Consider the following 24,549-nt stretch of genomic DNA (forward strand, 5'->3'; position numbering starts at 1 on the left):
CCGGCGCGCTCGCTTCGGCCATCCCGGCGAGCGCGCCATCGAGCGGGAGCAGCGTCAAGGCCATGAGTGATCTAAAGCCATGAGTGACCAAAAGCCATGAGGGACCTGCAAAGGCTTGTCGAGCCGATGATCCCCGCCTTGCGACGGTATGCCCGCGCCTTGCTGAGGGATGCCGTCGCCGCCGATGACCTGGTCCAGGATTGCCTGGAACGGGTGATCGCGCATTGGCAGCAGCGGCGTGGCAAGGATCCGCGCACATGGGCGTTTGCCATCCTGCACAATCTCGCCGTCAACCGGCTTCGACAGAAGGCGCGGCGTGGCGATCACCTGCCGTTCGAGGATGTCGAGGAAGGCGTTCTTGTCCATCGGCCGGCCCAGGAGGACGCCCTGGTCCATGCCGACCTCGTCTCGGCGCTTGCGCAGCTTCCGGATGACCAGCGCAGCCTGCTCCTGCTGGTCTGCGTCGAAGATCTTTCCTACGCCCAGGTTTCCGACATATTGGCGATCCCGATCGGAACCGTCATGTCGAGGCTCTCACGCGCCCGCGAACGCCTGCGGCAAATTCTTGAAAACTCTGACCGATCTGCCACCAGGCGCGGCGGCCATCTGCGGAGTGTGAAATGACTGACAAACCGATTTCCGAAGATGATCTCCACGCCTATATCGACGGCGCCCTCGACGAGGCCCGCCGGGCGGAGATCGCTTCCTATCTCCACGCGCATCCCGACATCGCCGCCCGCTTTGGGTCCTATGCCGGCCAGCGTTCGGATCTGCGTACCGCCTTTGCTGCGATCGCGGACGAACCCATTCCCACCAGGCTCAACCTGGCTCACATGATCGATATGCAGCGGCGGCCCCACGTTTCGCGATGGTGGGCTACGGCCGCCGCCATCCTGCTTCTCGCCATCGGCGGTTCGGGGGGATGGCTTTTGCGCGAGATGACATCCATACCCCAGGAGGGAGTGGGCGCCTTGGCCCGCGAGGCGTCGGCGAATTTCAGTGCCTATGCCTCGGATACCGTCCGGCCGGTCGAAATCCGTGCCGACAAGGCAACCGAGCTCGCCGATTGGGCGGCTGAACGGATGGGGCGCAGGCCTGTCTTGCCGGACCTGTCGAAGGCGGGGTACCGGCTGATGGGCGGGCGGGTCGTGTCAACGCCTCACAGCCCGGCGCTCATGCTGATGTATGACGACGATCGCGGCGGCCGCCTCGTGATGTTGACCAGGCCGATGGCCGTGGACCAGGACAGGGCGATGGCGGCCCATTCGGAAGGCAAGGTCGATGGCTGGACCTGGGCAACCCGTGGCATGGGCTACAGCCTCGTCGGATCAATGCCGGCCGAGACGCTGCATCCGCTGGCCGACGATATCCGCAAGCAGGTTCTGGGAAACATATAGGCGTTGCGCCTGGCCCATCCGGGGTCGATCATCGCTGCTACGACCGGACAATGATTGCCGGGGCGGGCGTCGGTGGGTGGACAGGTCTGGTGATGGATCTTTGGGGAGGTTGAGGATGGCCGAAGAAAACAAGCAGTTGGTTCGTGACTTCGTGGAGCACGTCATCAATGGCCGGAATCTCGATGCTGCCGGCGATTACATGGCGGAGGACATGATCGAGCTGGTTCCCTTCCCAGGGCAAGGGCCTGGTCTTGCCGGGCTGAAGGATGTGCTTCGCGGCATGTTCGCTGCGTTTCCCGACATGCACTGGACCATCGAGGAACAGATCGCCGAGCAGTCCAGCGTGCTGACCCGCTTTACATGGACAGGCACGCATGAGGGGGAATTCTTCGGTGTTCCCGCCTCGGGACACACTGTGTCGGTTTGGGGCATGGTGATCGATGGCTTGGAGCGCGGCAGAATCAAGCGCTCGCGTATCCTGATGGACGTGTTCGGCCTCATGCAGCAAATCGGAGCCTAGCCTACCCGCCAGTTCCGGGGCTTTCCGTTGGCCGGCCTCCGATTGCCGGTTTCCGCATGGCCTGAAAAAGGAGGAAGGCACCGGCTTTCATTCCCTGCATGGCAGCTTTGAGTGCGGTGCAGCAGAGGTCTCTTGCAATTATTGCTGCGGTGCACAATATTTGGCGCACAGGGAGGTGACGACTCGAGGGTAAGCCACGAGGACTGCGAGATGAACCAGGTCACCACCATAGCCCCCAGGGGCATTATCCGGCAGTTGAGACCGTCCGATCTGCCGAAGTTTCGCGATCACCTGCTGCGGCTGGACCGTGAGAGCCGGCATGACCGCTTTAATGGCGGCATCAGTGCCACCTTCATCGCCGACTATGCCGAGCGCAGTTTCCGCGGCGGCGCCACCGTCATCGGCTATGTCGAGGACGACCAGGTTCTCGGCGCGGCCGAACTCCATGAACTGCCCGAATTGTCCGAGCCGACGGCGCAGATCGCCTTCAGCGTCGAGCGTCATCGCCAGCATCAGGGCATTGGCGGACGCTTGTTCGCGCGCCTGCTGTTGCACGCTCTCGGCCTCGGCTATACCCGCCTCGAGGTCACCACCCATGCCGACAATGCCAGTATGAAGGCTCTAGCCCGCCGCTTCAACGCCAAGCTCAGCTTCGCGCAGGGCGAGACCACGGGCGTGATCGAGCTCGATCCGGCTGTGACGCTGGAGCACCCCGCCTTCGAGGCGATCGGCGAAATGCTTCCGGGACCGCTGACCCTGACGATCGTGGGTGATGGTATCGCGCGAGCGGCAGCCTGAGGCATTCAGGCCGGAGACGGATCTCCAATCCTACTTGTAGCGCCGCTGGTTCTTTGGCTTCCAGCTATCCAGCCAGCGCCGGATCCGTGCCATGAAACCCGTGGCCCGGCTCGAGACGGCGACGGCATGATCGTCGACGGCATCAGCCGCGGCGCTGACATGGTTCTCGATACGGGTCAGCATCGGGTCGAGCCGCTCGCGCTTGAAGCGGCGCAGGCGGAAATAGAGCCAGATCAGGGCGATCGCCAGACCGCCGAACACGAAGATCCGCATCCAGGGAATGACATACTCGTCCGGCCCGCTGGCGGCGCGGATCGAAAGGACGTTCGGGAACATGGTCAAATAGGTGACGCGCCAGCCATAGCTCTTGATCACCACCCATTTCGGGCTTTCGGTACTGGACTGGAAGGACTGGGCCGCCGCCATCAGGTTGCCGGAGTCGAACTTGTAGTACCAGGGAAAGCCCCAGTCGGTATCCTCGTTGCGATATACCCTGAGGGTGCCGCTGGGGTAGACGGTGTTGATGAAGCGTACGTCGCGCGTATTGGTCGCCTGCACATTGGGCGCTTCACTGTCGAAGAAGCCGGAGCTGTCGAGGCGCTTGGTGTCGGTGCCGACGATGCGCACCACGTCATAGCGCGGCAGCACCTGGTCGAGCCAGCAATAGCCGACCGTGAGCACCAGGACGATCAGGATCCATTTGAACAGACGCAGCATGAACCAACCTTGGAGCGCGGACATCCCGGCGACATGCCTTCATGTCGCGGTGTCCGCTCTTAGCGATTTGAGAGGTAGGGTGTTTTTAAGGGGCGGACAAGATGTCCGCGCTCCATTCCTCACCCCTTCGGGATCGCGCCCCATGGTCCGGCCTGGGGCTGGGGTTCTTCCTCCGGCGTGCCGTCGCCGAACAGATCCTCCCAGGCATCGTCGTTCCTGAGTGCTTCATCCCTGGACAGGAACTCCACCACGTAATCCTGCTTGCGCCCGGACCAACCCTGATAGGCCTTGTAGAAGGCCGGCTTGTTGCACAGGAAGAGCTGACGGATGTCGAGCGGCGTGAACTCGCTGAGCAACTGGTTGACGAGGTCGCGGTCCGGCAACTGGGCCGCGCGATAGAGATAGAAGCAGCCAGGTTCCGACGGGCCGGGCAAGCGCGGATTCAGGCCCTGTTCGGCGGCACGCAGGGCTGCTTCCACCGCCTCGAATTCCGGCGGCAGGTCGTCGGCATGGCGCATGGCGAAGCGGCGCAGGTCCTGCCGATTGAGCCGGGCCAGCTCCGCCGGTGCGTCATCCTTGCCGGCGAGGACGCTGGCCAGCATGAAATCGAGCCGCTGGCGCAGCAGCGCCTTGGCGTTGAGGTCAGCAGCCTCGAAGACCGAGGTGATCAGGCCGTTGAGCTGCAGGAAGTGCCAGACATCCACGGCGCTTTCGAGATCCTTGGTCTCCACGGTGCCGATCTTGGGAAAGCCCGGCGCCACGCCACGATAGAGCATGGCGGGGTAGGACATGTCCCGGAACAGATAGAGCCCGTCGAAATAATTGGTGTAGAAATTACCCTGGCTGTAGTCGGTCTTGCGGAAGCGCACGGGATTGCTGGTGATGTCGCCAACCCGGCCGGCAAGCTTGATCATGCCGTCGATATAGGCGTCGTCCTGCCACAGATCGTCCTTTACGCGGAAGTCCTCGATCAGGCGCGACAATTGTTCGGCTTCGCCGAGTCGGTCGGTCGGCGTGTTGGCCTCGACGGTGACGGTGCGCAGTTCCAACAGGTCGGCCGGGCTCTTGATGCGCCACATCGAATGCACGAGTTCGCCCATCACGGCCTCGCGCACGCTGAGCGCCATCAGTTCCCTGGCATTGTCCTGGATGAAGTTGCGCAGCACCGAGCGCATGGTCGAGAACTGGGCGTTCAGCAGCGGCGCCTTGAGCTGGTCGAGGCTGAGCAGGATGAACATCCGGTTGCAGCCCTCGGGATTGAGGTAGCGGATGTCGTCGAGCTCGTCGCCGACTTCCGGCGAGAAGCCGGAGAGGTCGATGTGAAATTCGGTGAGGGCGGTACGTTTGCCGATGAGCTTTTCCAGTGCCGCATTGTAGCGCGCCACCATGGTGGGGGAGGAGACCTCGATGAGGTTTCCGAACATCAGCCCCGCTTCGATCAGGCGCTCCATCATGACGATGACCTCGAAAGACTATCTGTCATTCCCGGCGCCGCCGCGGGCGGCGGGAAGGGAATCCAGGGGCTACGTGAACAACCCTTTGGCCCCTGGCCCCCCTTCCCAAGGCCTTCGGCCTTGCCGGGGATGACAGAACGTCCAACGCCGATGATCACTATCATGTGCGCTGCTCCAGATAGCGTTTCTTGGCTTCCTCCATGCGGCCCATGTCGCGCACCGCATTGTCGATGGCCGCCTCGTCCGACTTGTCGGCATAGCGGAATTCGCTATCGGCGTAGCGATTGATCTCCTGGATCACCATTTCGACCGTGATGGGCTTGGCGAGCTCGGAGATCATCGCGAGCTTGGTAGCATAGTCCTTGGTGAGGAAGAGCTCGGGCTTTTCCATCCATTCGTCCGGCAGCTCGAAATCCATCGCCCTGACCTTGATGGCATCGGTGATGTTCTTGATGGCGCGGCCGGTGAAGCGCTCGTCTGCCTCCTGGATCGCCTTGAGATAGGCGCCGAGCCTGGCAACGGTGTCGAGCGCCCCGATCTTGCCCTGCACGCTGTCGAACACCTTTTTCAGGGCTTCCTCCTGCGGGCGCGAATGCGCGTCATAGGAGGCGGCCACCGCTTGCCGGATCTCCTGTGCAGCAAAGAGGTCGTGCTCGCCGAGCGGGATCTGGTGGCGCTTGCCGAGCAGCAAGGACAGGAGGTCGATATAGTCCTCTTTGCTCTGCGGCCCATCCACCAGGAAGCGGGCGCCGGCGCGCTGGCGCAGGGCGTCGTCGACATTTTCCGGGAAGTTGGAGAACATACCGAAGGTGCAATTGCCGCGCACCACGGTATTGGCGCCAGCAAAACTCTCCATCAACACGGCCGTGATCTCGAGCTGGCCGGAGGAGGATTGCCGGTCGCCGCGCTTGCCGGCGAGCTGGTCGATGTCGTCGATGGTGCCGAAGCCGATCACGGCGGGGTCGATGATTTCGCGGATGAAGGCCTTGGCGTTCTGGGCCGACTTGCCCTGGTAGGAATCGATGCTGTCGGTGGAGAGGTTGGCATAGCGGAAGGGATAGCCGGCATTGGCGCAATATTCGTTGAGCAGGCCGGCCATCATCTGGATCAGCGTGGTCTTGCCGGTGCCGGGCTTGCCATCGCCCATGAAGGTGAAGATGAAGCCGCCGAGTTCGGCGAAGGGATTGAGGCGCTTGTCGAAATCATAGGCCATCAGCATCTTGGCCAGCTTCATCGACTGGTATTTGGCGATGTGGTTGCCCACCACCTCGGTCGGTTTCTTGAAGGCCATGGTCAGCGCGGTGGAGCGCTTGTGGGTGGAGGGTGCAAAGCCGTTGATCTGGAAATCGTCCGCCTCGACGCGATAGGCGGCGCTGGTGAAGGCCTCCAGGCGCGAGGCGGTGCCTGCGCGCATGGCGACCGCCTCCATCAGCCGTTCGCACCAGGCCGTCAGGGTCGGCACCAGCTTGAGGCCGCCATCCATTCGGCTCAGGATGCCGTCGAGTTCCCACAGGGCGCCTTGCAGCGCGATGGATGGGTTGTCGGTGAGGATTTCCTCGAGCTCGCCGACCTCGGCCTGGCCCTCGCTCGCCTGTGCGTCGATGAGGAAGGAGAGCATGTTCGCCGTGACGTGCAGGGCGATCAGGGAGGCCGCGGTGAGGAGCTCGGCGAATTCGGTGCGCCTTGCCGGATCGAGGCGGCCCTCGCGATTGTCGCGCTTGAGCTGGCCGAGAGCGGTGCGCTCCTCATAGAGCTCGCCGACGGCCATGGCGGTGGCCAGCGCCCGGCGCAAAGCCTGCAGCACGCTGGCCTGGGCCGGGCTCATCAGGGCTTCGCCAGGATCGGCCTGGCTGATGCGGGCGATCAGATGGACGCCGTCCTGCGCCGCGCTGGAACGCGCGGTCAGGCCGGGCGTGGTGGCGCGGAACAGCCGGCCGGTGGCGGTGGGAATGCCGGGCGAGCGTTCGGCCGGCGCGGCGCCGGCTGGCGCGGGCTTCGCCTTGGCGATGCGCGGCGCATGCTCGAACCCCTCCATCAGGGCCAGGGCCTGGGGATACTGCGCGCGGATCGCCGCTTCGCGGATTTCCATCAGATTGAGGGAAGCGGTCATAGGGTCCTCACGGTCATTCTATGCTCCCCGCAAGGGGAGAAGGTTTTTCGCGCGGCGCTACCCATCACAACCCCGTCAGCAGCGAACCGTCCTCGCCCACCACATATTTACGCACGTCCCGGAAGCCGGGCGGGTCGCGGTCGACGAGAACCTGATAGGGCAGGACCGGCAGGATGAGCGAGCGTTCAAGCCTGGTCACGCCGGCTTCGGCGGCGGCGGGCTGGTACTGGTCGAGGTCGAAGATCTCGCGCTCCACCGTGGACAGGAGGCCGGCGGGCACTCTTTCGCTGCGGGCCGAGACCAGGGTCTCGATGGTCCAGGCCAACGCCCAGTCGCTGTCCTCGGTACGCGAGACCTCGGCAAGGATCTCGCGCAAGGGGCCGGTCTGCTCTGTGAAGGCATGCGAATACATCGGCCCGACATGGATGCGCCTCAACAGCTTGGGGTGCAGATTGTCGAAATCGACGTCGAAGCCGCGGGCGATGGTGAGGAGCTTGAGGCTGGAGAGCGACTGAGCCATCAGGTGGGACTGCACCTGCGGCCAGCGCATCTGATCCTCGTTCAGGATGACGTGCCCGGTATCCTCGACCACCAGGAGATAGATCACCGGCAGGCTGAGGGCGCTGTCATAGACGGCCCAGTGCAGGAGGTAGCGCCGGCGCTGCGCCTTGGCGTCGGACAGCAGCACGAATTGGGGATGGTTCTGGGCGAAGAACAGGCCGCGCGACTTCAGCGTCTCGTAGTAGATGCGCTGGCTCAGGGCATATTGCAGGCTGGTGGGCCTGGCCCGCTCGGAGAGGATGTGCGCGATCATCTCCTCCTTCAGCCGGACCTGGTCGGGCTGGTTGGCGAGGTGGCGGTCGACCTGCACGAGGTCGTTCGCCATCGTCATGATCTCCTGGAACACCGGAAAGCCGCTCTCCGAGCGGTCGATCGCCAAGGTGAGCGGAAACGAGGAGACCCGGCCCGACATCAGATGCTTGAGGCTGAGAGCGGTGAAGGTCTTGGCCAGGCGCTGGAGATAGTTCTCGATCAGGTCGAGCTGGATCCTGCCGAATTCATTGCCGCCATATTTGGTGTCGTTGGCCAGGCCGGTCTGGCCGGTGACCTCGCGCAAGTGGCGGATGATGCGGGAGAATTTGCCGAAATAGCGCCGCATCGCCTGGGGATCCGGCAAGGTGACGTGGTCGTTACCGGGAGGGTTCAAGGGCGGCCTCTAGTTCCTGATGGTGGAAACACCGATCTTGTCATGCCCGGGCCTGACCCGGGCATCCAGTGTTGATCCATCTTTGATGGAAAGGTCGGCTGGATGGCCGGGTCAGGCCCGGCAATGACAAAAGTCGAGCCACGGGAAACATCGTCACACGCACCGTTCCGAGATGGGTAAGCGAGCCTCACGCCCCGCCATAGAGGTTCTTGTCGTGCTTCTCGACGATCTTGGCGAAGCGGCGGGCGAAGCGCTCGTCGGATTTGGCCTTTTCTTCCAGGACCTTGCGGGCAAAGACCATATGGTCCTCGTGCTTTTCCATCATCTCGGCCATGCGCTGGTTGGTGGCCGAGCCGATGGCCGCCATGGCGGCCTGGGCCTCCTGGTCGGTCTTGACGCCGATCTCGTTGATGCGATGGGCGACGTCCTGCTGCTGGGCCGTCTTGAGCGACTTGGTGAGCGCGTCATAGAGCACCACGCGCTGCTTGGTGTCGGTCTGCAGCTTGTTGATCAGCACCATCTGGGTGGCCGCCTGGTTCTGCAGGCTGTCGACCCAGGTCTTGCCCTGCTCGATATAGCGTTCCAGCGTCTGCGACTGGGCGACCTTGACCTGCTCCTGCTGCACCAGCTCGTTGTAGATCCCGTTGGTCTGGGCGAGCTCGCTCTCCAGGCGCGTGCGGGCGGCGGCGTCCTGTTCCATCGAGATCTTGTTCTCGAGGTCGATGATCCTGGGGTCCATCGCCAGCACCTCGGCCCGGATCTTCTCGAGCTCGGCCACGGTGTTCTCGCGGTCGGTGAGGGTGCCGGTCAGGTTCTTCTCGACCCGGCTCTTGTGGTCGTTGAGCACGCCGAGCTGGCTCTGCAGCAGGTTGACGATGATGTCGGACTTGGAGATCAGGTCTTGCAGCTTGTCGTCGATGGAGGCGGCGCGCAGGCGCTCCTCGCGCATGGAGTCCGATTTCGCCGAGGAGAACATGCCCACGAAGCTCTCCCAGCCGGACTTCTCCCGCATGGCGTCGAATTCCTTGGAGAAGCCGGCGGTGACGTCGTCGAGGCCCATGATCAGCTCGGCGATGTTGGCGTTCATGGCATTGGAATGGGCATGAACGTCGTCGAGCGTGGCGTTCTGGATGTCGATGGAGATGTCCTCGCCCTGCTCCATCTTGGAATGGGCGCGCTCGATTTTCGAGCTGACCTCGGAAATCTTGGCTTGGGCGGCCTTGATCTCGGATTCGGCGGCTTTGATCGCGGCGTCAAACTCGGCCATGCGGCTCTCCCCTGGGTTGGCACCCCTGGAGCAAACGCGTTCATACCGAACGCTTATTTGTTCCAGGCTGATTGTTTCCAAGCCAATCCAACGGATTGGCTGGAGCGTCTTTGCGATTTCTGGCGGTTCCGCCAAATCGTAAGACGCTTTGAATATTGAGCAACCAGATAGGGGAAATCGAGGCAAGTTTAAAGGGCGTGGCAAAGGGGCGTCGACTGGCGTGTGACGTAGGGCACATGGGAACGGGGGAGAGGATCCGCGGTACCGCCACACCCTTCCCACGACCGCATGCGAGAGGGCGGTGGTCGGGGGCGATGGCGGCTTGACGGGTGCGTGTTCGAGGCGCGGGAAAAAAGGCGAATGCCTGGCATGTACTGCCGATGCTCGACCGAATAGTATCTGTTCAAGATGAATGGCAACATCCATAATAATTTAATCCGGATACAAAATCGCGTGCCATTCTTTGAAATATTTTAACATTGGGAAGTATTTTTCCTTCACCAAAAAATAAAATCAATTGCGCCTTTTTTGGAGCCCAATCGAAGCGCATATCTATAGAGGTTGTTGACTTGGCTGATTGCCTTTTCGAGAGGCAGAAGCTCAAAATATAGCCACTGCATGGCATATCGGCGTTTGTCTGTCGTTTGGAAGCTCCCGTGCCTACCCTGACGAGGAAACAATCCAGGGGCTCCTGGCTTGTGCTTCGCCGCGTGAGCTCCCTCGCCCACCTGCCTGGATCTGGCATGCAAAGGTCACCGCGGCCGCCGGTACCGATCATTCCCTCCGATTCGGGCGCCGCACTCGATAGGGGGAAGATCCGACAACGATGAAATCGTGCGGAGCGACGAGATGCAGATGAAGGTCGTGATTGAATTCTACCGCGTCCGTCAGGCTGACGATGCGCATGCTGTGATCGGCCGTGAGACTGTGGATGCCGCCGGCGTCGACGATGCGATCGAGATCGCCTGTCAGCTTTGGCGTACCCTCAACATGCCGCAGCAACCCGACGCCGTCACCATCAGTGATAGCGGAGGAAACCGCCTCTATTCGCACAGAGTCTCGGCAGCATCGCGCTTCTGGATGAAAGGGCGCCGCCTGAACATCGACAGCGATGAAAGTTCGTCAAAACAAGAAGTTCGAGCAAAGGATGTTTCCAAAGGGCGTTTTATGGAAATCGTACTTCGCTCGGGACCTGCCAGAACGGGGTACCAATCATGACACTCGCCTTTCCCAACCTAAGCCGTAGCTTCGATGAAGTACGGAACGCCGTCCGTTTCTTCGGGTATGATGGCATGTTCGAAATACGGTTCTTCGTCGAGGCTGGTGCGCTCGCCAAAGCGGCCACGATGTCACGCGGATCGACGGCATCGGAAGCGGAGTGTCTTTCGGCTTTCGATGCCTTGCGGGCATCCATCCATGATGTCGCCCGCGAGGCCTATTCTCACGATCACCTCAGTTCCTACACGCTGACCGTCTCTGATTTCCGATCGGTGGTCTGATGCTGATCCGCTATGGCTACGAAATCACGTTGAACTGCCCACAACCGACCGCCTTGGTCTGCCTGATGTCTGTTCACGACGATCGCGCGGCCGACATTCGGGCCGCAGAAACGATCCTCACCACGCCACCCGCCGAACTGTCGACTTATCACGATCTCTTTGGCAATCGCTGCCGTCGGCTTGTGGCGCCGACGGGCGACCTGACCATCTGGGGCGATGCCACGATCGAGGACGACGGCAAGCCGGACAGGATATTCCCGTCCGCTCGGGAGTTCCCGGTGCCTGAACTGCCAGATGACTGCCTTGCCTACCTCATGGGGAGCCGCTACTGCGAAACGGATCGCCTCAGCCAGATCGCCTGGGATATGTTCGGCAAGATCGCTCCCGGCTGGGGCCGCGTGCAGGCAATCTGCGACTTCGTCAACGGGCACATCCGCTTTGATTACATGCAGGCCCGTTCGACACGAACGGCTTTCGAGGTTTTCCATGAGCGCATCGGCGTTTGTCGCGACTTCGCGCATCTGGCGCTAACGCTCTGCCGCTGCCTCAATATTCCCGCGCGCTACGTCAACGGTCATCTGGGGGACATCGGCGTCCCCATTGTCGACCCCATGGACTTCAGCGCCTGGATAGAGGTGTTCCTAGGCGGGGCATGGCATACGTTCGATCCGCGAAACAATGTTCCCCGGATTGGCCGGATCGTGGTTGCTCGGGGCCGGGACGCAGCCGATGTCCCTCTCATCAACTCGTTCGGCCCGCATGTCTTGAAGTCGTTTCGGGTCTGGACATACGAGGTACCAACGTAAAATGCTTCCCCTGCCGCCATTTGGCTCCGATTTGCAGCACATCGGCTGACCGCGTAAGTCCAGCCCGACGAGACTTGCGGTCGTGTTGCCGAGCCAATTCCGGCAATTGCTAAATCGCCGTGGAATCCTGTTCGAGCATGGCGTCGAACGTGGCAGGCGTGATGCTGGCAACCTGGATCGAGGTTTGTGGCTGTGAGAGCGCCGGCAGGTGGAAAAGAGCCGCTATGCGGCGATAGGCCAGAAACGACACGCCCTCGATCAGCTCTTCGTCGATGTCGACCCTATAATCTCCTGGCGGTTGATTTTCGTTGAAGCCATCGAGGCGGAATGGCTTGGTAAAAGTCACCGTCGAACGCGTCGTGCGGACATTCATCACACCTCTCCTTTGCCGACGGATAATTTCCGCTCTCGGCTCTTGCGAGAACGGGAGGACTTTCGCTCTACCGCCGCAGCGGCAAGGTAGGCTTGGATGGCTGATTGCATATGCTCGCGCCAGAGCGAGATCGGCATCGTACGCGTGACCACGGCATGGTCGGAGAAATAGCCGATTTTGGGCTGAAGCAAGGCGAGAACCGCCTTTTCCAGAAGGACGCCTCCGGGGCTGTTCATGGCTTGGGTCCTCACGTCGTCCCTAGAGCGACTTCCAAAAAGCGACAGATCTTTCGAATAAGAAAGTACGCTAAAACAAAGAGTTAGAGGAATCTCCCCTGCAGGCGGGTCACATTGCTCCAACATCGCCGTTTCCGCCTCTGATGGCACCCGGCTGATCGTCACCTTCGCTGCGACAACCAGATTCCGGGCGGGGGCGTTCATTCGACGACAGTTGCTCGGATTGCCCACGGGAAGGAATGAAATGGGCGAAAGGCCCCTTCGTCGTCCAGGCCTCTTGTCAGGATGGCCTGGAATATTTCCCGTTCGAGCAAATCTCGCTGAACCTGCAAGGAAAGTCTGTCGGGAGCTACCCGCATGGCGCCTCCTTCATTCTCCCAATTGGCGATCGCTTTGTCGAAGCCATCGTCGAATGGTGACTTGAAAAGAATTTGTCGCATCGGGGCCTCCTCACGCGGCGAAGCAAATGTCCAAAACGCGTCCTTCGCCTGGGCTTCGGCGCCACGCCAGAAGCGATATCGCTGTTCGCAAGACGTCTCGGGAAGGGCGTGGACATGCCATCGTGCGTATTGTCTGCCATGTCGCGACGTTCGCTCTGCAGTCGCGAGGTGCGCCAATCAACGCCGTATGGATACTATTTCATGGCAGGTCTGGGCACGGCTTCGCGCTCGGAAAATACAGAGATTCAAATAAAACCTTTTATTAAAGATCCCATTTCTAAATCCGCCATGCGTTTTTTCCATTAAGGAAGAATACTTTACTCCCTATTCGTTTTAATATCGAGAATTATTTTTTAAAGTATACAAAAGTTGTGTTGGAATTTTTCGGTCAAGTGGAATTAAATTTTCTTCAATCTCTGGAATAAGGGTTGATTTTTATTTTCTAGCACTCATGTCCATGGAGTGCCAAAGAGTGTATAAAGAAAGGGGTGGCGTGCCGATGTGCGCCGAGCCTGAAAAGTGCACTTCAAAGACATTCGACCTCAGGCAGACCGAACCGTTGTCGGTCGCCTCGGCGGTGGGACGAGGTCGCTACTTCGAAACGGCAGAGCAGACGCGGGGCAAGGTGAGGCGATCCCGATCATGGGAGAGCAGCGTCGTCGCCGTCCCGACAAAACGAAAGCCGTCGCTGAGGCGGCCGTAAACGCCGTGCTTGCCTTTGCCTTTCACACACAACAGAGACCGGAGTTCAACCATGCCCGCCAAAGATGTCAGATTCTCCAGCGATGCCCGTGATCGCATGTTGCGTGGCGTGGAGATCCTCAACAATGCCGTCAAGGTCACGCTTGGGCCCAAAGGGCGCAATGTGATCATCGACCGTGCCTACGGTGCGCCTCGCATCACCAAGGATGGCGTGACCGTCGCCAAGGAAATCGATCTCGTCGACAAATTCGAGAACATGGGCGCCCAGCTCGTGCGTGAGGTCGCCTCAAAGACCAATGACCTTGCCGGCGACGGAACGACGACTGCGACGGTGCTGGCCGCCTCCATTTTCCGGGAAGGTACGAAATTCGTCGCCGCCGGCATGAATCCGATGGATCTCAAGCGTGGCATCGATCTCGCCGTGCTTGCCGTGGTGAAAGATATCGAGGCGAGGGCCCAGAAGGTGCGATCCTCGGATGAAATCGCTCAAGTCGGCACCATCGCGGCCAATGGCGACGCCTCGATCGGCAAGATGATCGCCAAGGCGATGAAGAAGGTCGGCAATGAAGGCGTCGTCACGGTGGAGGAGGCCAAGAGCGCCGAAACCGCACTCGATGTCGTCGAGGGCATGCAGTTCGACAGGGGCTATCTCTCCCCTTATTTCATCACGAATGCCGAGAAGATGTCGGTGGATCTGGAGGATGCCTATCTCCTGATCCACGAGAAGAAGCTGACGAGCGTCCAGGTCCTCCTGCCGCTCCTGGAAGCGGTGGTGCAGACCGGCAAGCCTCTCCTGATCATCTGCGAGGATGTCGAGGGTGAAGCTCTTGCAACGCTCGTCGTCAACAAGCTGCGTGGCGGCCTCAAGGTTGCCGCGGTGAAAGCGCCGGGTTTCGGGGATCGGCGCAAGGCCATCCTTGCCGATATTGCCACGCTGACGGGCGGACAACTCATCTCCGACGATCTTGGTGTGAAGCTCGAGAATGTCACGATCGACATGCTCGGCCGTGCCAAGCGCCTGCACATCGACAAGGAGAGCACCACCGTTATCGATGGTGCCGGCGACAAGAAGGAGATCACGGCCCGCATCCGGCAGATCAAGAACCAGATCGGAGAGACCAGCTCCGAATACGACAAGGAGAAGCTGCAGGAGCGCCTCGCCAAGCTCTCGGGCGGCGTGGCTGTTATTCGCGTCGGTGGCGCAACCGAGGTCGAGGTCAAGGAAAAGAAGGATCGTATCGAGGACGCGCTCAACGCCACCCGCGCGGCGATCCAGGAGGGCATTGTCCCCGGGGGCGGTGTCGCTTTGCTGCGGGCAAAGGCTGTCCTCCACAAGATCGTCTCGGACAATCCCGATGTCCGGGCAGGCATTGCCATCGTCATGCGTGCGCTCGAAGCGCCAATCCGGCAGATCGTCGAGAATTCCGGCGTCGAGGGGTCGACGGTGGTTGGCAAGCTTCTGGAAGCAAACAATCCCAATCTCGGCTTCGATGCCCAGACCGAGCGCTATGTCGACATGCTCGAGGCCGGCATCATCGACCCGGCCAAGGTGGTCCGGGCAGCATTGCAGGATGCAGGCTCCGTTGCGGCCCTGATGATCACCACCGAAGCGATTATCGTGTCGACCGAATCGGACGCTGCCGGCGCCATGCCAAATGGAGGAATGGGGTATTGATGGGGCATCCCGCCGCGCGATTACTCGTCGTCATTCGAAGTTGAAATATAACTCAAATAATAAACTCAAATATTCGGATTAATTCTCTAAATTCGGGCTTCGAAAATGGAGGGGCGGTTTTTTTCATTACAGGAGAGTAAAATGACAAATGTCGAATTGATGAAAGTCGAAGTACAGGGGAGCGGTCGCCTTCTGTTCAGCGTTCGCGTGCCTACTGCTGTGGGCAAGATGGAATTTCCGATCGCGATCGACGATCAGGGATCACAGGCCTTGAATGAGATTGCGGTCCTGCGCTCCACCATCGTCTTTGCCGAGGAATTGGAAGCCTCGGTTCGGCGTCGTCTCGGAGCGACGACTCACAAGCTCTGAACTCGAGGAGCCGCGACCTCCACCCGGATTTTCAGCCAGTGGCAGTTGGCCTCTCGGCGGGATTTAGGGCTTTCCAATTTCGAACGGTCCGGCTGGTGAACGAGCCTTCAGCAGGGCGGCAATGTGGGATGCGCAGCCTGCGTCTCGTCATTTCCGGCCTTTCGCCGTATGCTTGCACCGCTCAGATGACCAGCGCGATCGCCAGACCGAGCAAGGCCAGCAGGAAGCCCAACACGATGCCGCTCGAGGTCACCATCGGCTGACGGAATGGGGCAATTTCAGTCTCCAACGTCTTTTCTTCGCTCATCGGAACGCCTTTGCCTATGGCATGGTCGAAGCCCTATTTCGGCTGCTGCTGCGTCGTGCAATGGATGCCGCCACCCGCTGCTGCATGCCGGCGATGCCGGGCAGTCAGATGATTTTTTCCAGCCCCAGGAGACGGAAGAGTTCCTTCTCGCAGGCCGCCTTGCTCACGCCGGGATTGCGGCTCGGATTGAGCACGCAGCTCTGCGTAATGATGGCTGTTCCTTCGCCATCCACCTCGATGCCGCCACCTTCCATCTCGAAGTCGGTCTCGATGAACGCGCATCGACCTTGCCCGCCACGAAGGCGGCAACTTGGCGTCTCTGGCATGGCTTTGCTTGTCGCCCCAGCCATTGAAGTTGAAGCCGACACCGCCTCGTTCGCCGGAGGCGTTCTTGACGAAGACGGGACCGGTGTCACGCATCCACAGATCGTCGATCGGTTGGACGAGCAGATTGACCGCCGGGCCGCACAGGCGCGCTGCGAGGTCATGCTCCTCCTCCCGCACGAGCATGTTCACCGTTTCATGCGCGGCAATGGCCTTGGCGATCTCCGCCAGGTTTTCCCGGGCGACGGAGCGCAGCCTTTTGCCCCAGATCTTAGTGCTCGGGCCGAAGGCCATCCAGGTGGCGGCGTGAGGCTCACCTTCCTCCGGCATAGGCTCGCTCCGAGCATGCTACCGGCCGTCGGGACGCCTCGTGCCAGAATGGCTCTACGTGTCGGCATGTTACCCCAAGGCGCAGCGAGTTCCGCACCCTTGCCCAAGGATTGGAGCATTTCATAGGGACTGCAATGAAGGGGGAGGGCGAGCGGGGAACCGCTGTCAGCCGGGCAGTTTGACCATGACGGCCCCATCGGCAATCCGCGCCGCGTAGACATTCAGATTCTTACAGGCTGGCAGTCTCTTCGCCTCGCCGGTGCGATAGTCGAAAATACCGGAATGCTTGGGGCATTCGATCTCGTAATCCATGACCAGGCCGTCGGCGAGATGAATGGCCTCGTGGGTGCACAGGCCGTCCGTACAGAAGACTTCGTCGGCAGGCGAACGGTAGAGCGCATAGGTCCGGCCGGCATGATCGAAGCGGCGCGCGCCTTCCTGTTCGATATCGTCGAGATGACAGGCGGAAATCCAGTTCATTTCAGTGATCCCCTCGCTTGATCTGGCTATTGGGCGCTGTTTTCGGCGTTGGCCCGCGCCCTGCGTTTCTCGTAGCGAGCCAGCATGCGGGCATCGCCGTCGGCGGTGCCGTCGTGCCAGGTGCCGAACCATTTGTCGAAAGGCACGAGGCCGTCGCCATAGTTCACCTCGAAGAATTTGTGATGCAGGTAATGGGTATAGGCATGGCTATCGATCGCAGCCTCCTCGCCCAGCTCGATCTTGTCGAAGCCGAGATGGCCGACCACGGCGCCGAAGCCGGCATAATGCAGCTGGTAGATCGCCAAGATCGGATTCGAGGGGATGATCAGATGGACCAGGGCCGAGGAGAAATAGAGCAACTGCTCCACCGGGTGCATCGAAAGCGAGGACCAGGGCGAGGGATTGACCGAGTTGTGATGCACGGAATGGATTAAGCGGTAGAGCGGGCCCCAATGGATCAGCCGGTGGATCGCAAAGAAATGCGCCTCGTGAAAGAGCGGCACGATCAGTGCCAGGCAGAACAGGTACCAGGGATGCTCGGCAAGGCTTACCCAGGGTCCCCAGCCATTGGCGGAGACATGGAGAAGGCCGACCTCGATCGCCGTCCAGATCGGAACGCCCGAGGCGAAGGTACGGATGATGCCGTCGAGGTTCTGGCTGTTGAACAGGAAAGCCGGATTGCTGGCGTCGCCCGGGAATTTGCCGTTGTATTTGAAGCGATTGCCCTGCCGGCGCAGGATATAGAGACGCAGCTCGAATGCGCCGTAGAACAAGAAGACCGCCAGGGAGTTGATGGCGAAGAGCCGCAGTACCCAACCCCAGTGCAGCGTCTTCAAAGCCTCCGTCTCAGGCACGGCAAAATACCAGTAGGCCACGGCCGAAGCGGCGAACAGCAGGTTCCACGGCAGGAAATAATGGGGAAGCCATTTGAGGAAGGCGAATGGCTGCGGTGGCAGCACGAAGACCGGTGCGATCTCTATGCGGTTGGCGGGAGCCCAGTCACCGCGCTTGTTGCGCTTGCCGAAGGTCAAATCATCCATGGAGGTGCTCCGTCAGATTGATCGTGCAAGCGCGTGGAAGCGCTCGTAAGTGGCATCGTCCATGTCCACCTGGTGCTTGCGCTCGGGATAGGTGCCGTCGGCGACGTCCGTGGCGAAGGCGCTGAAGGCTTCGACGCGTTTGTGCTGCAGCTCCGACATCAGCGCCCTGAAATCCGCATAGCGCTTGGCATGGCGGGGATAATGGCCGGCGTGCGTACCGAGCACGTCGCTGGAGAAGAGGTATTGGGTATCGCAGGCAGAGCCGCAGCCCATCCCCATGGTGATCATCGGCGTATTGCGGGTGATGTATTCGGCCAGCCGCACCGGCACCACTTCGACCTCGATCGCGGCTGCACCAGCGTTTTCGAGATCCTTGACCGCCCGGAAGACGCGCACCGCTTCCTCCGGTGTTTTGCCGACGGCGCGAAAGCCCGTCCAGGTCCCACGGTTGGGCACGAGACCAACATGGCCGGTGACCGGAATGCCCTCCCGGGCCATAGCCTCGATGAAAAGCGGCGAATGGGAACAATAGATCGCATCCGCCCCACGTCTCAGCATCTGGAAACCAAGACGGATGGCTTCTTCGGGGGAGGCGACGGTGCCGTGCGGCATGCCGACCGAAAGAAAAGCCGCAGGTGCGGCCTGGCGGATGCCTTCAAGATGATGATCGGGCTCGCAGGAGAGGACGACGATGCCGCATTCCACCGCTGCAGCGGCTTCCTCCGCATTGTCGACATGCAGCTGCAGCCATTTTCTCTGACCCTTCCGGCTCTGCAGGTCATAGACCGTAATGCGTTTTCCCATGGTGGTCTTCCCGAAACTGGCGGGAGAACCATAGGCGGGGGCGGCAGGCCACGCCGCTGCTTTCCTGATCAAATCAGATCAAGAACCTCAAGCGTCACAGATTTTCGGAAGTGATCGTCACGAAGCGGATGGGGTCGTTTGCAAGGGGCGCGCCGACCAGGCCCAGGCGCGCCAGCATCAGGTCGAGCGCGCGCCGCGCCTGGGCCTCGGGTGCCTGATCGATCACCATCGACATGACCCCTTCTCGCAGCGCAACGGCGCTGCGCTCGGTAAGTTCGTGGCCGATGAAGAAAATCTCACCGCCGCGCGGATGGCCGCGCAAAGCCGACGACAGCGAGGCGTTGGCGCCGCCTGCGTTGTAGAGACCGACCATATCGGGCCAGGCCCGCAAGGCCTCGACGAGCCTATTCGCACTGTGGTCGGCGTCATCCAGGCCGAACAGGACGGCAACGAAGAACAGGCCGTCGCGAGGCCGCTCCTGAAGATAATCGGAGAACCCCCGGATACGTTCGCGGTGCACCTGATAGGCTTGGCTGTGGCAGAGGGCGATGACCGAGCCCCGGCTCGGCTGCATCCGGGACAGGAAATGCGCGGCCGTACGACCAGCGGCGTAGTTGTCGATGCCGACATAAATAGCGTCGGTCCCCTCCGAACGCGTCACGATCTGGATGACCGGGATGCCTTCGGCTCTGACCTTCGCCAGGGCGGCTCGGATCAGTGGATGGTCAGGTACGGCGAGGATGAGGCCTGCCCGCCTCGCTTCGGGCTCCGCGATGCGCTTGGCGATCGCGGCAGCATCATGCTCGTCCATGAAGGTGCGATGCACGGCGAGCGATGCATCCAGGCCGGCGGCAATGCGGCCGAAGGCCTGTGACAGGCGCGAAAAGAAGGTGGTTTCAGGCCGCACGAGGATCACGTCGATCCGCAAAATACCGCGGTGCAGCTCCGGCAGCCGGCGCGGATAGTCGAGCGCCCGCGCGGCTGCGATGACCTTTTCGGTCAAGCGTGGCCGCACACCACCGCGGCCGTTCAGCACACGCTCGACCGTCGCCGTACCAACGCCCGCGAGGCGTGCGATCGCGTGGAAAGTCGGCTTGGGAATGGACCATCAACCTCGCTGGCAGGATCGCCAATACGCCATACCGCAAATCCTGAATGTCACCAAACGGGAAGCTGGGGCGGAGGATGAGGGGCAGTGAAGCGCGGCCTGTCCCATTCGGGACCGCCTGATTTCGAGGGAGAATGCGCACTTCTCGGATCGTGATTGTTCCAGCCAGGTGATCGGCACGGCCGCAAGTCCTCGGCTATGCGGCGGGCATCGCACCCAGCGAGCCCGGATGGCTGGGGCGCGCCACGCCCTGCTCTCACCCCTCTGGCGTCTCCGCCACGATCGGGGTGATCCGCAGCGAGGCAATGCGGTTCTTCTGCTTCCTCAACACCTGGAAGCGATAGCCGTGGAAGGTGAAGGTCTGGCCGGCCTCGGGGATGGTACGGGCTTCGTGGATGACCAGGCCGGCGATGGTGGTGGCCTCCTCGTCCGGCAGGTTCCAGTCCATGGCGCGGTTGAGGTCGCGGATCGGCACCGAGCCGTCGACATTGACGGCACCGTCGGCCTGCGGGCGCACGCCCGTCACCACCAGGTCGTGCTCGTCGGAGATGTCGCCGACGATCTCCTCGATGATGTCCTCCAGCGTGACGATGCCGAGCACCAAGCCATATTCGTCGACCACGAAGGCGAAATGCTGCTTGCGGCGGCGGAAGGAGCGTAGCTGATCGACCAGCGAGGTGGTGTCGGGCACGAACCAGGCCGGCAAGGCGATCTCCTCGATGTCGAGCTTGAGGGGATCGTTGCCGGCGGCATCGAGGGCCCGCAACAAGTCCTTGGCATGCAGCACGCCGATGATGTTCTCGGGGCTGTCCTTCCATACCGGGATACGGGTATAGGGGGCGGCCAGCACGCTCTGCACGATCTGGGCAGGCCCCTCGTCGAGGTCGACCGAGAACATCTTGGTGCGGTGGACCATGACGTCGTCGACGGTGAGTTCCTGCAGGTCGAGCAGGCCGCCGAACATGTCGCGATCGGTCTTCTCCACCGAGCCTTCCTTATGCAGGAGATCGACGGTGCCGCGCAATTCGTCGGTGGCCGAGAGCAGGGAAGGATGCCTGCCGACTTCGAGCCCGAAGAGGCGCAGGATGGCACGCACCAGCCAGCCGAGCAGGCCGGTGACGGGAGAGAACACCACGACTACCAGCCTGACAGGCCAGGCCACGGCCAGGGAGAACCGCTCGGGGTAGTTGATCGCCAGCGTCTTGGGCAGGATCTCGACGAAGACGATGGTCAGCACCGAGATGACGATGGTGGCATAGAAGATGCCGACATCGCCGAAGATGTCGAGCAGGATGCCCGTCGTCAGAGCCGCCGCGGCTGTGTTGACGATACTGGTGCCGACCAGGAGCGAGCCGATCATCGCCTCGCGGATGTCGAGCAGCTTGTTGACGATCTTGGCGCGCTGGCTGCCGTTCTTCTCCAGCGAGTGCAGCCGCGCCCGTGAGGCGGCGGTGAGGGCGGTTTCCGAGCCCGCGAAGAAGAAGCCCGCCAGCAGGAGCAGGAAGACGATGAAGAGCGAGTACCAGGCCTCGGGATGCATGGTCAGCGCCTATGGGATCGAGGAGGGAGCACTGCGAGAGGCCTGCTCTTCGTCATCCCGTGCTGCGCCGCGTCCGGGATGACCCGGCGGCAGTGGCTTCGTATGGAGCCTCTAAACATCGGCGAGCTTCTCTGCCAGGAAGCCCGTCACGGCACTGGGATCGACATCATTGGCGATGAAGCTCTCGCCGATGCCGCGGGTGAGAATGAAGGTGAGCTTGCCGCGCTTGACCTTCTTGTCCTGCAGGATGGCGTTCATCAGATCATCCGCCGTGCCGACCCCGCCCCGCACCTGGTCTATGCGGGTGGGCAGGCCGGCGACGGAGAGATGAGCCGCGACGCGCGATGGTGTTTCCTGCGAGCAGAGGCCAAGCCGCGCCGAGAATTCATGCGCCAGCACCATGCCGATCGAGACGCCCTCACCATGCACGAGGCGGGCGGAATCATATCCTGTGACCGCTTCCAGGGCGTGGCCGAAAGTGTGGCCGAGATTGAGCAGGGCCCGCTCGCCAGTCTCGGTCTCGTCGCGGGCGACGATGCCGGCCTTGGCGCGGCAGGAGGTGGCGATGGCCTTCTCGCGCGCCGGCCCGCCGGCCATCACCTCCTGCCAATGCTCCTCGAGCCAATGGAAGAAGGGGGCGTCGTTGATCAGGCCATATTTGGCGACTTCGGCATAGCCGGCGCGGAACTCGCGCTTGGACAGGGTGTCGAGCACTTGCGTGTCTGCCAGCACCAGGCTGGGCTGGTGGAAGGCGCCGACCAGGTTCTTGCCGTGGCGGGAATTGATGCCGGTCTTGCCGCCCACCGAGGAATCGACCTGCGCCAGCAGGCTGGTGGGGATCTGCACGAAGCGCATGCCGCGCCGGACTGCCGCCGCCGCAAAGCCGGCCAGATCCCCGACCACGCCGCCGCCGAAGGCGACGACGAGATCGCCGCGCTCGACCCGGGTGGCGATCAGGCCCTCGCAGACCTCGGCGAAGGTGGCGAAGCTCTTGGACGCCTCGCCGGGTGTGACCGTGATGGTCTGGTGCGCGATCCCGGCGGCATCGAGGCTGTCAGCCAATGTCTTCAGGTGCAGGGCCGCGACATTGGCATCGGTGACGATGGCGAGGCGCGCCTTGGGTGCGAGGGCGGCGATACGTCGGCCGGCCTCGGCGAGCAGGCCCGGGCCGATGGCGATCTCATAGGAGCGCGCGCCCAGCGCGACGGGAACGACGATGGGCTGGCTCATGCGGATCTATCCGATCTTTCGGTCGACAAATGGTGTTCGAGGGCGGTGACGACATCTTCCAGCACCGCCTCCTGGGCAACGTCGCGCGAGAGCACGGTGATATCGGCCCCGGCATAGACGGGGTAGCGCGCTTCGATCAGCTTCCTCAGCGTGCCTTCCGGATCGGGCGTCTGCAGGAGCGGGCGGGTCGGCTTGCGACGGACGCGCCGCATCAAAACATCGAGTTCCGCCTTCAGCCAGATCGAAACACCGCAATTGGCAATGAGGGCGCGGGTTTCCTCATTCATATAGGCGCCGCCGCCGGTCGCCAGCACGATCGGCGTTTCGCAGGCCAGCAGCCGGGCGATGACCCGCCGCTCCTTGTCACGGAAGAAGGTCTCGCCATCCGCAGCGAAGATCTCCGAAATGGTCTTCTGGGCGGCTTCTTCGATCTCGGTGTCGGCGTCGCGGAATTCAAGGCCGAGCCGCCCCGCCAGGCGCCGGCCGACGGCGCTCTTGCCTGCTCCCATCATACCCACCAGCACGACCGACCGCCCCGCGAGGGCCTCCGCCACTTTCCTCTCGCGTTCGGCCGGGACAGGAGGTGTCGCAAAGCCGCTCATATCGTCCTGCATCAACAAGTTCATCGTTCTAATGAACCGGAGAGGGGCCTCGATGCAAGAGCCTCACGGGCGCGCGGACGGCACAACGCCATGGCGCTGCCCTGAATCGCGCATTATCCTGGCACCGTTGCGTTCAGGATCCTCATGCCCAGCCTCTTCCGCTTCCTTCTCATTCTCTTGTTGCTGGGGTTGACCGGTTTCGGCCTCGTCTATGTGCTGGGCACCTATGTGAAGCCGGCGACACGGCCGATGAGCCAGGATGTGCCGCTCAAGAACCTGGAGCCTCCAAAGGAGCCGGCCAAGCCCTAGCATGGGCAGCAAGCCGTAGGCATAGGCAGGCGGAAGGCAGTCCCGCACAAAGGCGGCGCTGGTGGTCGGCGGCCAGGCTTTCCCGTTCAGGCTTCGTGTTCGGACAACTGCATTTTTGCCCAAGACGTGCGGGATGATGGCGCCACCCAATGGAGACGGTGCCCATGATCGTCAAACTGGTCCTGCACAATCTGGTGTTCGTCGGCATCATGGCCCTGGTGCTGTTCCTCTCGGCCGGCACGCTGCACTGGGCTTCGGCCTGGTTCTACCTGGTCGTTTCCCTCATTGTCGGCCTCGCCTCCGGCCTGTGGCTCGCCAGGACCGATCCCGGTCTGCTGGCCGAACGCATGCGGCTGAAAGCGCCCGAGCAGCCCAGCGCGGACAAATGGTTCATGCGGGTTTTCCTCGTGGTCGCCGTGACCTGGTTCGTGGTCATCGGGCTCGACCGGCGCCTGCAGGCCTCCACCATGCCCGTCCTGCTCCAGGGCATCGGGCTGGTGCTCTATCTGGCCTCGACGCTCTTCATCATGTGGGTGTTTCGCGAAAATTCCTTCGCCGCACCGGTGGTCAAGGTACAGGCCGAGCGTCACCATCACGTGATCTCGACGGGCCCCTACGCCGTCATCCGCCATCCCATGTATGCCGGCGTCATGCTCTATTTCATCGGCACGCCGCTGCTGATCGGCTCCTGGTGGGGCCTTGCCATGATGCCGGTTTTCTTCCTGGCGTTCGCGATCCGCTCCCGTATCGAGGAGCATACGCTGATGGGCGGTCTGCCAGCCTATGCCGACTACGCCGAGCGCGTGCGCTATCGCATGCTGCCCGGGATCTGGTGAGGCGAGGAGGGATTCGGAAACGATCGTTTCCTATGCTGCCGCTCTGAGCATAGCCGCCTCGGCGGTAGG

The 24,549-nt window shown here is 61.9% G+C and carries 28 protein-coding genes; 11 read left to right on the forward strand and 17 right to left on the reverse strand.

Annotated elements, in window-relative coordinates; translation table 11 throughout:
• Positions 1–96: 96 nt before the first annotated feature.
• The 4 genes from ACR9ZN_RS28050 to ACR9ZN_RS28065 all read left to right on the forward strand — a co-directional run bounded on the left by ACR9ZN_RS28050 (position 97) and on the right by ACR9ZN_RS28065 (position 2,715).
• Positions 97–624, forward strand: a complete 528-nt coding sequence (locus ACR9ZN_RS28050) for an RNA polymerase sigma factor (protein ID WP_434954962.1) — start codon at positions 97–99, stop codon at positions 622–624.
• Positions 621–1,397 carry an anti-sigma factor family protein gene (locus ACR9ZN_RS28055; protein ID WP_441771386.1) on the forward strand — a complete coding sequence of 259 codons (777 nt, stop codon included), beginning with the start codon at positions 621–623 and terminating at the stop codon, positions 1,395–1,397. Before ACR9ZN_RS28050 ends, ACR9ZN_RS28055 begins: the two co-directional genes overlap by 4 nt.
• A 115-nt stretch (positions 1,398–1,512) precedes the next feature.
• On the forward strand, positions 1,513–1,917 hold the full coding sequence (locus tag ACR9ZN_RS28060; protein WP_481273731.1) for an ester cyclase: 405 nt from the start codon (positions 1,513–1,515) through the stop codon (positions 1,915–1,917).
• Positions 1,918–2,127: 210 nt separating this feature from the next.
• Positions 2,128–2,715 (forward strand): GNAT family N-acetyltransferase, encoded by a 588-nt coding sequence (locus tag ACR9ZN_RS28065; protein ID WP_434954965.1) that lies wholly within the window; start codon positions 2,128–2,130, stop codon positions 2,713–2,715.
• A 30-nt stretch (positions 2,716–2,745) separates the two neighbouring features.
• Here the strand turns inward: ACR9ZN_RS28065 and ACR9ZN_RS28070 are convergent, their stop codons facing one another.
• The 5 genes from ACR9ZN_RS28070 to ACR9ZN_RS28090 form a co-directional block, all read right to left on the reverse strand.
• On the reverse strand, positions 2,746–3,432 hold the full coding sequence (locus ACR9ZN_RS28070) for a DUF1523 family protein (RefSeq protein WP_434954966.1): 687 nt from the start codon (positions 3,430–3,432) through the stop codon (positions 2,746–2,748).
• A gap of 119 nt (positions 3,433–3,551) precedes the next feature.
• Positions 3,552–4,886 carry a DUF6638 family protein gene (locus ACR9ZN_RS28075; RefSeq protein ID WP_454812581.1) on the reverse strand — a complete coding sequence of 445 codons (1,335 nt, stop codon included), beginning with the start codon at positions 4,884–4,886 and terminating at the stop codon, positions 3,552–3,554.
• Between the two features lie 160 nt (positions 4,887–5,046).
• Entirely contained in the window at positions 5,047–6,996 is a 1,950-nt protein-coding gene (locus ACR9ZN_RS28080) for an ATP-binding protein (RefSeq protein ID WP_481273732.1), read from the reverse strand.
• 64 nt (positions 6,997–7,060) lie between these two features.
• Complete coding sequence (locus tag ACR9ZN_RS28085; RefSeq protein ID WP_441771383.1) at positions 7,061–8,203, reverse strand: hypothetical protein; 1,143 nt, start codon at positions 8,201–8,203, stop codon at positions 7,061–7,063.
• A 187-nt stretch (positions 8,204–8,390) separates the two neighbouring features.
• A complete protein-coding gene (locus tag ACR9ZN_RS28090) occupies positions 8,391–9,470 on the reverse strand; it encodes a coiled-coil domain-containing protein (RefSeq protein WP_434954970.1) in 1,080 nt (359 codons plus the stop codon).
• A gap of 849 nt (positions 9,471–10,319) precedes the next feature.
• Between ACR9ZN_RS28090 and ACR9ZN_RS28095 the strand changes: the two genes are divergently transcribed.
• From ACR9ZN_RS28095 to ACR9ZN_RS28105, 3 genes are read left to right on the forward strand one after another with little or no spacing between them, the layout of a single operon-like run.
• Positions 10,320–10,688 (forward strand): hypothetical protein, encoded by a 369-nt coding sequence (locus tag ACR9ZN_RS28095; RefSeq protein ID WP_481273733.1) that lies wholly within the window; start codon positions 10,320–10,322, stop codon positions 10,686–10,688.
• Positions 10,685–10,969: a DUF1488 family protein gene (locus ACR9ZN_RS28100; protein ID WP_454812587.1), complete on the forward strand. Its 285-nt coding sequence runs from the start codon at positions 10,685–10,687 to the stop codon at positions 10,967–10,969. The genes ACR9ZN_RS28095 and ACR9ZN_RS28100 overlap by 4 nt, the downstream gene beginning before the upstream one ends.
• Positions 10,969–11,775 carry a transglutaminase-like domain-containing protein gene (locus ACR9ZN_RS28105; RefSeq protein WP_441771380.1) on the forward strand — a complete coding sequence of 269 codons (807 nt, stop codon included), beginning with the start codon at positions 10,969–10,971 and terminating at the stop codon, positions 11,773–11,775. The genes ACR9ZN_RS28100 and ACR9ZN_RS28105 overlap by 1 nt, the downstream gene beginning before the upstream one ends.
• Positions 11,776–11,884: 109 nt before the next feature.
• On the opposite strand, the gene ACR9ZN_RS28110 is transcribed toward ACR9ZN_RS28105, so the two are convergent.
• The 3 genes from ACR9ZN_RS28110 to ACR9ZN_RS28120 are packed head-to-tail and all read right to left on the reverse strand — an operon-like array spanning position 11,885 to position 12,824.
• A complete protein-coding gene (locus ACR9ZN_RS28110) occupies positions 11,885–12,148 on the reverse strand; it encodes a hypothetical protein (protein WP_434954974.1) in 264 nt (87 codons plus the stop codon).
• The gene (locus ACR9ZN_RS28115) at positions 12,148–12,588 is read right to left on the reverse strand and encodes a hypothetical protein (RefSeq protein ID WP_481273734.1); all 441 of its coding nucleotides are present in this window, start codon (positions 12,586–12,588) and stop codon (positions 12,148–12,150) included. The genes ACR9ZN_RS28110 and ACR9ZN_RS28115 overlap by 1 nt, the downstream gene beginning before the upstream one ends.
• Entirely contained in the window at positions 12,585–12,824 is a 240-nt protein-coding gene (locus tag ACR9ZN_RS28120) for a hypothetical protein (protein WP_434954976.1), read from the reverse strand. The genes ACR9ZN_RS28115 and ACR9ZN_RS28120 overlap by 4 nt, the downstream gene beginning before the upstream one ends.
• Positions 12,825–13,578: 754 nt before the next feature.
• Between ACR9ZN_RS28120 and groL the strand changes: the two genes are divergently transcribed.
• Entirely contained in the window at positions 13,579–15,201 is a 1,623-nt protein-coding gene (groL, locus tag ACR9ZN_RS28125) for a chaperonin GroEL (RefSeq protein WP_441771376.1), read from the forward strand.
• A gap of 141 nt (positions 15,202–15,342) precedes the next feature.
• A complete protein-coding gene (locus ACR9ZN_RS28130) occupies positions 15,343–15,570 on the forward strand; it encodes a hypothetical protein (RefSeq protein WP_481273735.1) in 228 nt (75 codons plus the stop codon).
• Between the two features lie 181 nt (positions 15,571–15,751).
• On the opposite strand, the gene ACR9ZN_RS28135 is transcribed toward ACR9ZN_RS28130, so the two are convergent.
• The 9 genes from ACR9ZN_RS28135 to ACR9ZN_RS28175 form a co-directional block, all read right to left on the reverse strand.
• On the reverse strand, positions 15,752–15,877 hold the full coding sequence (locus ACR9ZN_RS28135; protein WP_481273736.1) for a hypothetical protein: 126 nt from the start codon (positions 15,875–15,877) through the stop codon (positions 15,752–15,754).
• Between the two features lie 33 nt (positions 15,878–15,910).
• Positions 15,911–16,531, reverse strand: a complete 621-nt coding sequence (locus ACR9ZN_RS28140; protein WP_481273737.1) for an agmatine deiminase family protein — start codon at positions 16,529–16,531, stop codon at positions 15,911–15,913.
• A 165-nt stretch (positions 16,532–16,696) separates the two neighbouring features.
• On the reverse strand, positions 16,697–17,011 hold the full coding sequence (locus ACR9ZN_RS28145; protein WP_481273738.1) for a MocE family 2Fe-2S type ferredoxin: 315 nt from the start codon (positions 17,009–17,011) through the stop codon (positions 16,697–16,699).
• A gap of 26 nt (positions 17,012–17,037) precedes the next feature.
• Positions 17,038–18,051: a sterol desaturase family protein gene (locus tag ACR9ZN_RS28150; protein ID WP_481273739.1), complete on the reverse strand. Its 1,014-nt coding sequence runs from the start codon at positions 18,049–18,051 to the stop codon at positions 17,038–17,040.
• Between the two features lie 12 nt (positions 18,052–18,063).
• Positions 18,064–18,855: a 3-methyl-2-oxobutanoate hydroxymethyltransferase gene (locus tag ACR9ZN_RS28155; RefSeq protein ID WP_434954982.1), complete on the reverse strand. Its 792-nt coding sequence runs from the start codon at positions 18,853–18,855 to the stop codon at positions 18,064–18,066.
• A gap of 94 nt (positions 18,856–18,949) precedes the next feature.
• Positions 18,950–19,957 carry a LacI family DNA-binding transcriptional regulator gene (locus ACR9ZN_RS28160; RefSeq protein ID WP_481274400.1) on the reverse strand — a complete coding sequence of 336 codons (1,008 nt, stop codon included), beginning with the start codon at positions 19,955–19,957 and terminating at the stop codon, positions 18,950–18,952.
• A gap of 262 nt (positions 19,958–20,219) precedes the next feature.
• Positions 20,220–21,503, reverse strand: coding sequence for an HlyC/CorC family transporter (locus ACR9ZN_RS28165; protein WP_481273740.1), 1,284 nt, complete (start codon positions 21,501–21,503; stop codon positions 20,220–20,222).
• 111 nt (positions 21,504–21,614) lie between these two features.
• Positions 21,615–22,733, reverse strand: coding sequence for a 3-dehydroquinate synthase (gene aroB, locus ACR9ZN_RS28170; RefSeq protein ID WP_454812599.1), 1,119 nt, complete (start codon positions 22,731–22,733; stop codon positions 21,615–21,617).
• Positions 22,730–23,347: a shikimate kinase gene (locus ACR9ZN_RS28175; protein ID WP_434954985.1), complete on the reverse strand. Its 618-nt coding sequence runs from the start codon at positions 23,345–23,347 to the stop codon at positions 22,730–22,732. Before ACR9ZN_RS28175 ends, aroB begins: the two co-directional genes overlap by 4 nt.
• 132 nt (positions 23,348–23,479) lie before the next feature.
• Between ACR9ZN_RS28175 and ACR9ZN_RS28180 the strand changes: the two genes are divergently transcribed.
• On the forward strand, positions 23,480–23,644 hold the full coding sequence (locus ACR9ZN_RS28180) for a hypothetical protein (RefSeq protein WP_434954986.1): 165 nt from the start codon (positions 23,480–23,482) through the stop codon (positions 23,642–23,644).
• 164 nt (positions 23,645–23,808) lie between these two features.
• Positions 23,809–24,480 (forward strand): methyltransferase family protein, encoded by a 672-nt coding sequence (locus tag ACR9ZN_RS28185; RefSeq protein ID WP_481273741.1) that lies wholly within the window; start codon positions 23,809–23,811, stop codon positions 24,478–24,480.
• The last annotated feature ends 69 nt before the right edge of the window (positions 24,481–24,549 follow it).

This window comes from Labrys sp. HAY1-8F (assembly GCF_056754975.1).

Excerpts from the sequence above, each read along its gene's own strand:
- ACR9ZN_RS28050 (WP_434954962.1), top strand. The coding sequence starts at position 97 with ATGAGGGACCTGCAAAGGCTTGTCGAGCCGATGATCCCCGCCTTGCGA.
- ACR9ZN_RS28055 (WP_441771386.1), top strand. The coding sequence starts at position 621 with ATGACTGACAAACCGATTTCCGAAGATGATCTCCACGCCTATATCGAC.
- ACR9ZN_RS28060 (WP_481273731.1), top strand. The coding sequence starts at position 1,513 with ATGGCCGAAGAAAACAAGCAGTTGGTTCGTGACTTCGTGGAGCACGTC.
- ACR9ZN_RS28065 (WP_434954965.1), top strand. The coding sequence starts at position 2,128 with ATGAACCAGGTCACCACCATAGCCCCCAGGGGCATTATCCGGCAGTTG.
- ACR9ZN_RS28070 (WP_434954966.1), bottom strand. The coding sequence starts at position 3,432 with ATGCTGCGTCTGTTCAAATGGATCCTGATCGTCCTGGTGCTCACGGTC.
- ACR9ZN_RS28075 (WP_454812581.1), bottom strand. The coding sequence starts at position 4,886 with ATGATGGAGCGCCTGATCGAAGCGGGGCTGATGTTCGGAAACCTCATC.
- ACR9ZN_RS28080 (WP_481273732.1), bottom strand. The coding sequence starts at position 6,996 with ATGACCGCTTCCCTCAATCTGATGGAAATCCGCGAAGCGGCGATCCGC.
- ACR9ZN_RS28090 (WP_434954970.1), bottom strand. The coding sequence starts at position 9,470 with ATGGCCGAGTTTGACGCCGCGATCAAAGCCGCCGAATCCGAGATCAAG.
- ACR9ZN_RS28095 (WP_481273733.1), top strand. The coding sequence starts at position 10,320 with ATGCAGATGAAGGTCGTGATTGAATTCTACCGCGTCCGTCAGGCTGAC.
- ACR9ZN_RS28100 (WP_454812587.1), top strand. The coding sequence starts at position 10,685 with ATGACACTCGCCTTTCCCAACCTAAGCCGTAGCTTCGATGAAGTACGG.
- ACR9ZN_RS28105 (WP_441771380.1), top strand. The coding sequence starts at position 10,969 with ATGCTGATCCGCTATGGCTACGAAATCACGTTGAACTGCCCACAACCG.
- ACR9ZN_RS28110 (WP_434954974.1), bottom strand. The coding sequence starts at position 12,148 with ATGAATGTCCGCACGACGCGTTCGACGGTGACTTTTACCAAGCCATTC.
- ACR9ZN_RS28115 (WP_481273734.1), bottom strand. The coding sequence starts at position 12,588 with ATGAACGCCCCCGCCCGGAATCTGGTTGTCGCAGCGAAGGTGACGATC.
- ACR9ZN_RS28120 (WP_434954976.1), bottom strand. The coding sequence starts at position 12,824 with ATGCGACAAATTCTTTTCAAGTCACCATTCGACGATGGCTTCGACAAA.
- groL (WP_441771376.1), top strand. The coding sequence starts at position 13,579 with ATGCCCGCCAAAGATGTCAGATTCTCCAGCGATGCCCGTGATCGCATG.
- ACR9ZN_RS28130 (WP_481273735.1), top strand. The coding sequence starts at position 15,343 with ATGACAAATGTCGAATTGATGAAAGTCGAAGTACAGGGGAGCGGTCGC.
- ACR9ZN_RS28135 (WP_481273736.1), bottom strand. The coding sequence starts at position 15,877 with ATGAGCGAAGAAAAGACGTTGGAGACTGAAATTGCCCCATTCCGTCAG.
- ACR9ZN_RS28140 (WP_481273737.1), bottom strand. The coding sequence starts at position 16,531 with ATGCCGGAGGAAGGTGAGCCTCACGCCGCCACCTGGATGGCCTTCGGC.
- ACR9ZN_RS28145 (WP_481273738.1), bottom strand. The coding sequence starts at position 17,011 with ATGAACTGGATTTCCGCCTGTCATCTCGACGATATCGAACAGGAAGGC.
- ACR9ZN_RS28150 (WP_481273739.1), bottom strand. The coding sequence starts at position 18,051 with ATGGATGATTTGACCTTCGGCAAGCGCAACAAGCGCGGTGACTGGGCT.
- ACR9ZN_RS28155 (WP_434954982.1), bottom strand. The coding sequence starts at position 18,855 with ATGGGAAAACGCATTACGGTCTATGACCTGCAGAGCCGGAAGGGTCAG.
- ACR9ZN_RS28165 (WP_481273740.1), bottom strand. The coding sequence starts at position 21,503 with ATGCATCCCGAGGCCTGGTACTCGCTCTTCATCGTCTTCCTGCTCCTG.
- aroB (WP_454812599.1), bottom strand. The coding sequence starts at position 22,733 with ATGAGCCAGCCCATCGTCGTTCCCGTCGCGCTGGGCGCGCGCTCCTAT.
- ACR9ZN_RS28175 (WP_434954985.1), bottom strand. The coding sequence starts at position 23,347 with ATGCAGGACGATATGAGCGGCTTTGCGACACCTCCTGTCCCGGCCGAA.
- ACR9ZN_RS28180 (WP_434954986.1), top strand. The coding sequence starts at position 23,480 with ATGCCCAGCCTCTTCCGCTTCCTTCTCATTCTCTTGTTGCTGGGGTTG.
- ACR9ZN_RS28185 (WP_481273741.1), top strand. The coding sequence starts at position 23,809 with ATGATCGTCAAACTGGTCCTGCACAATCTGGTGTTCGTCGGCATCATG.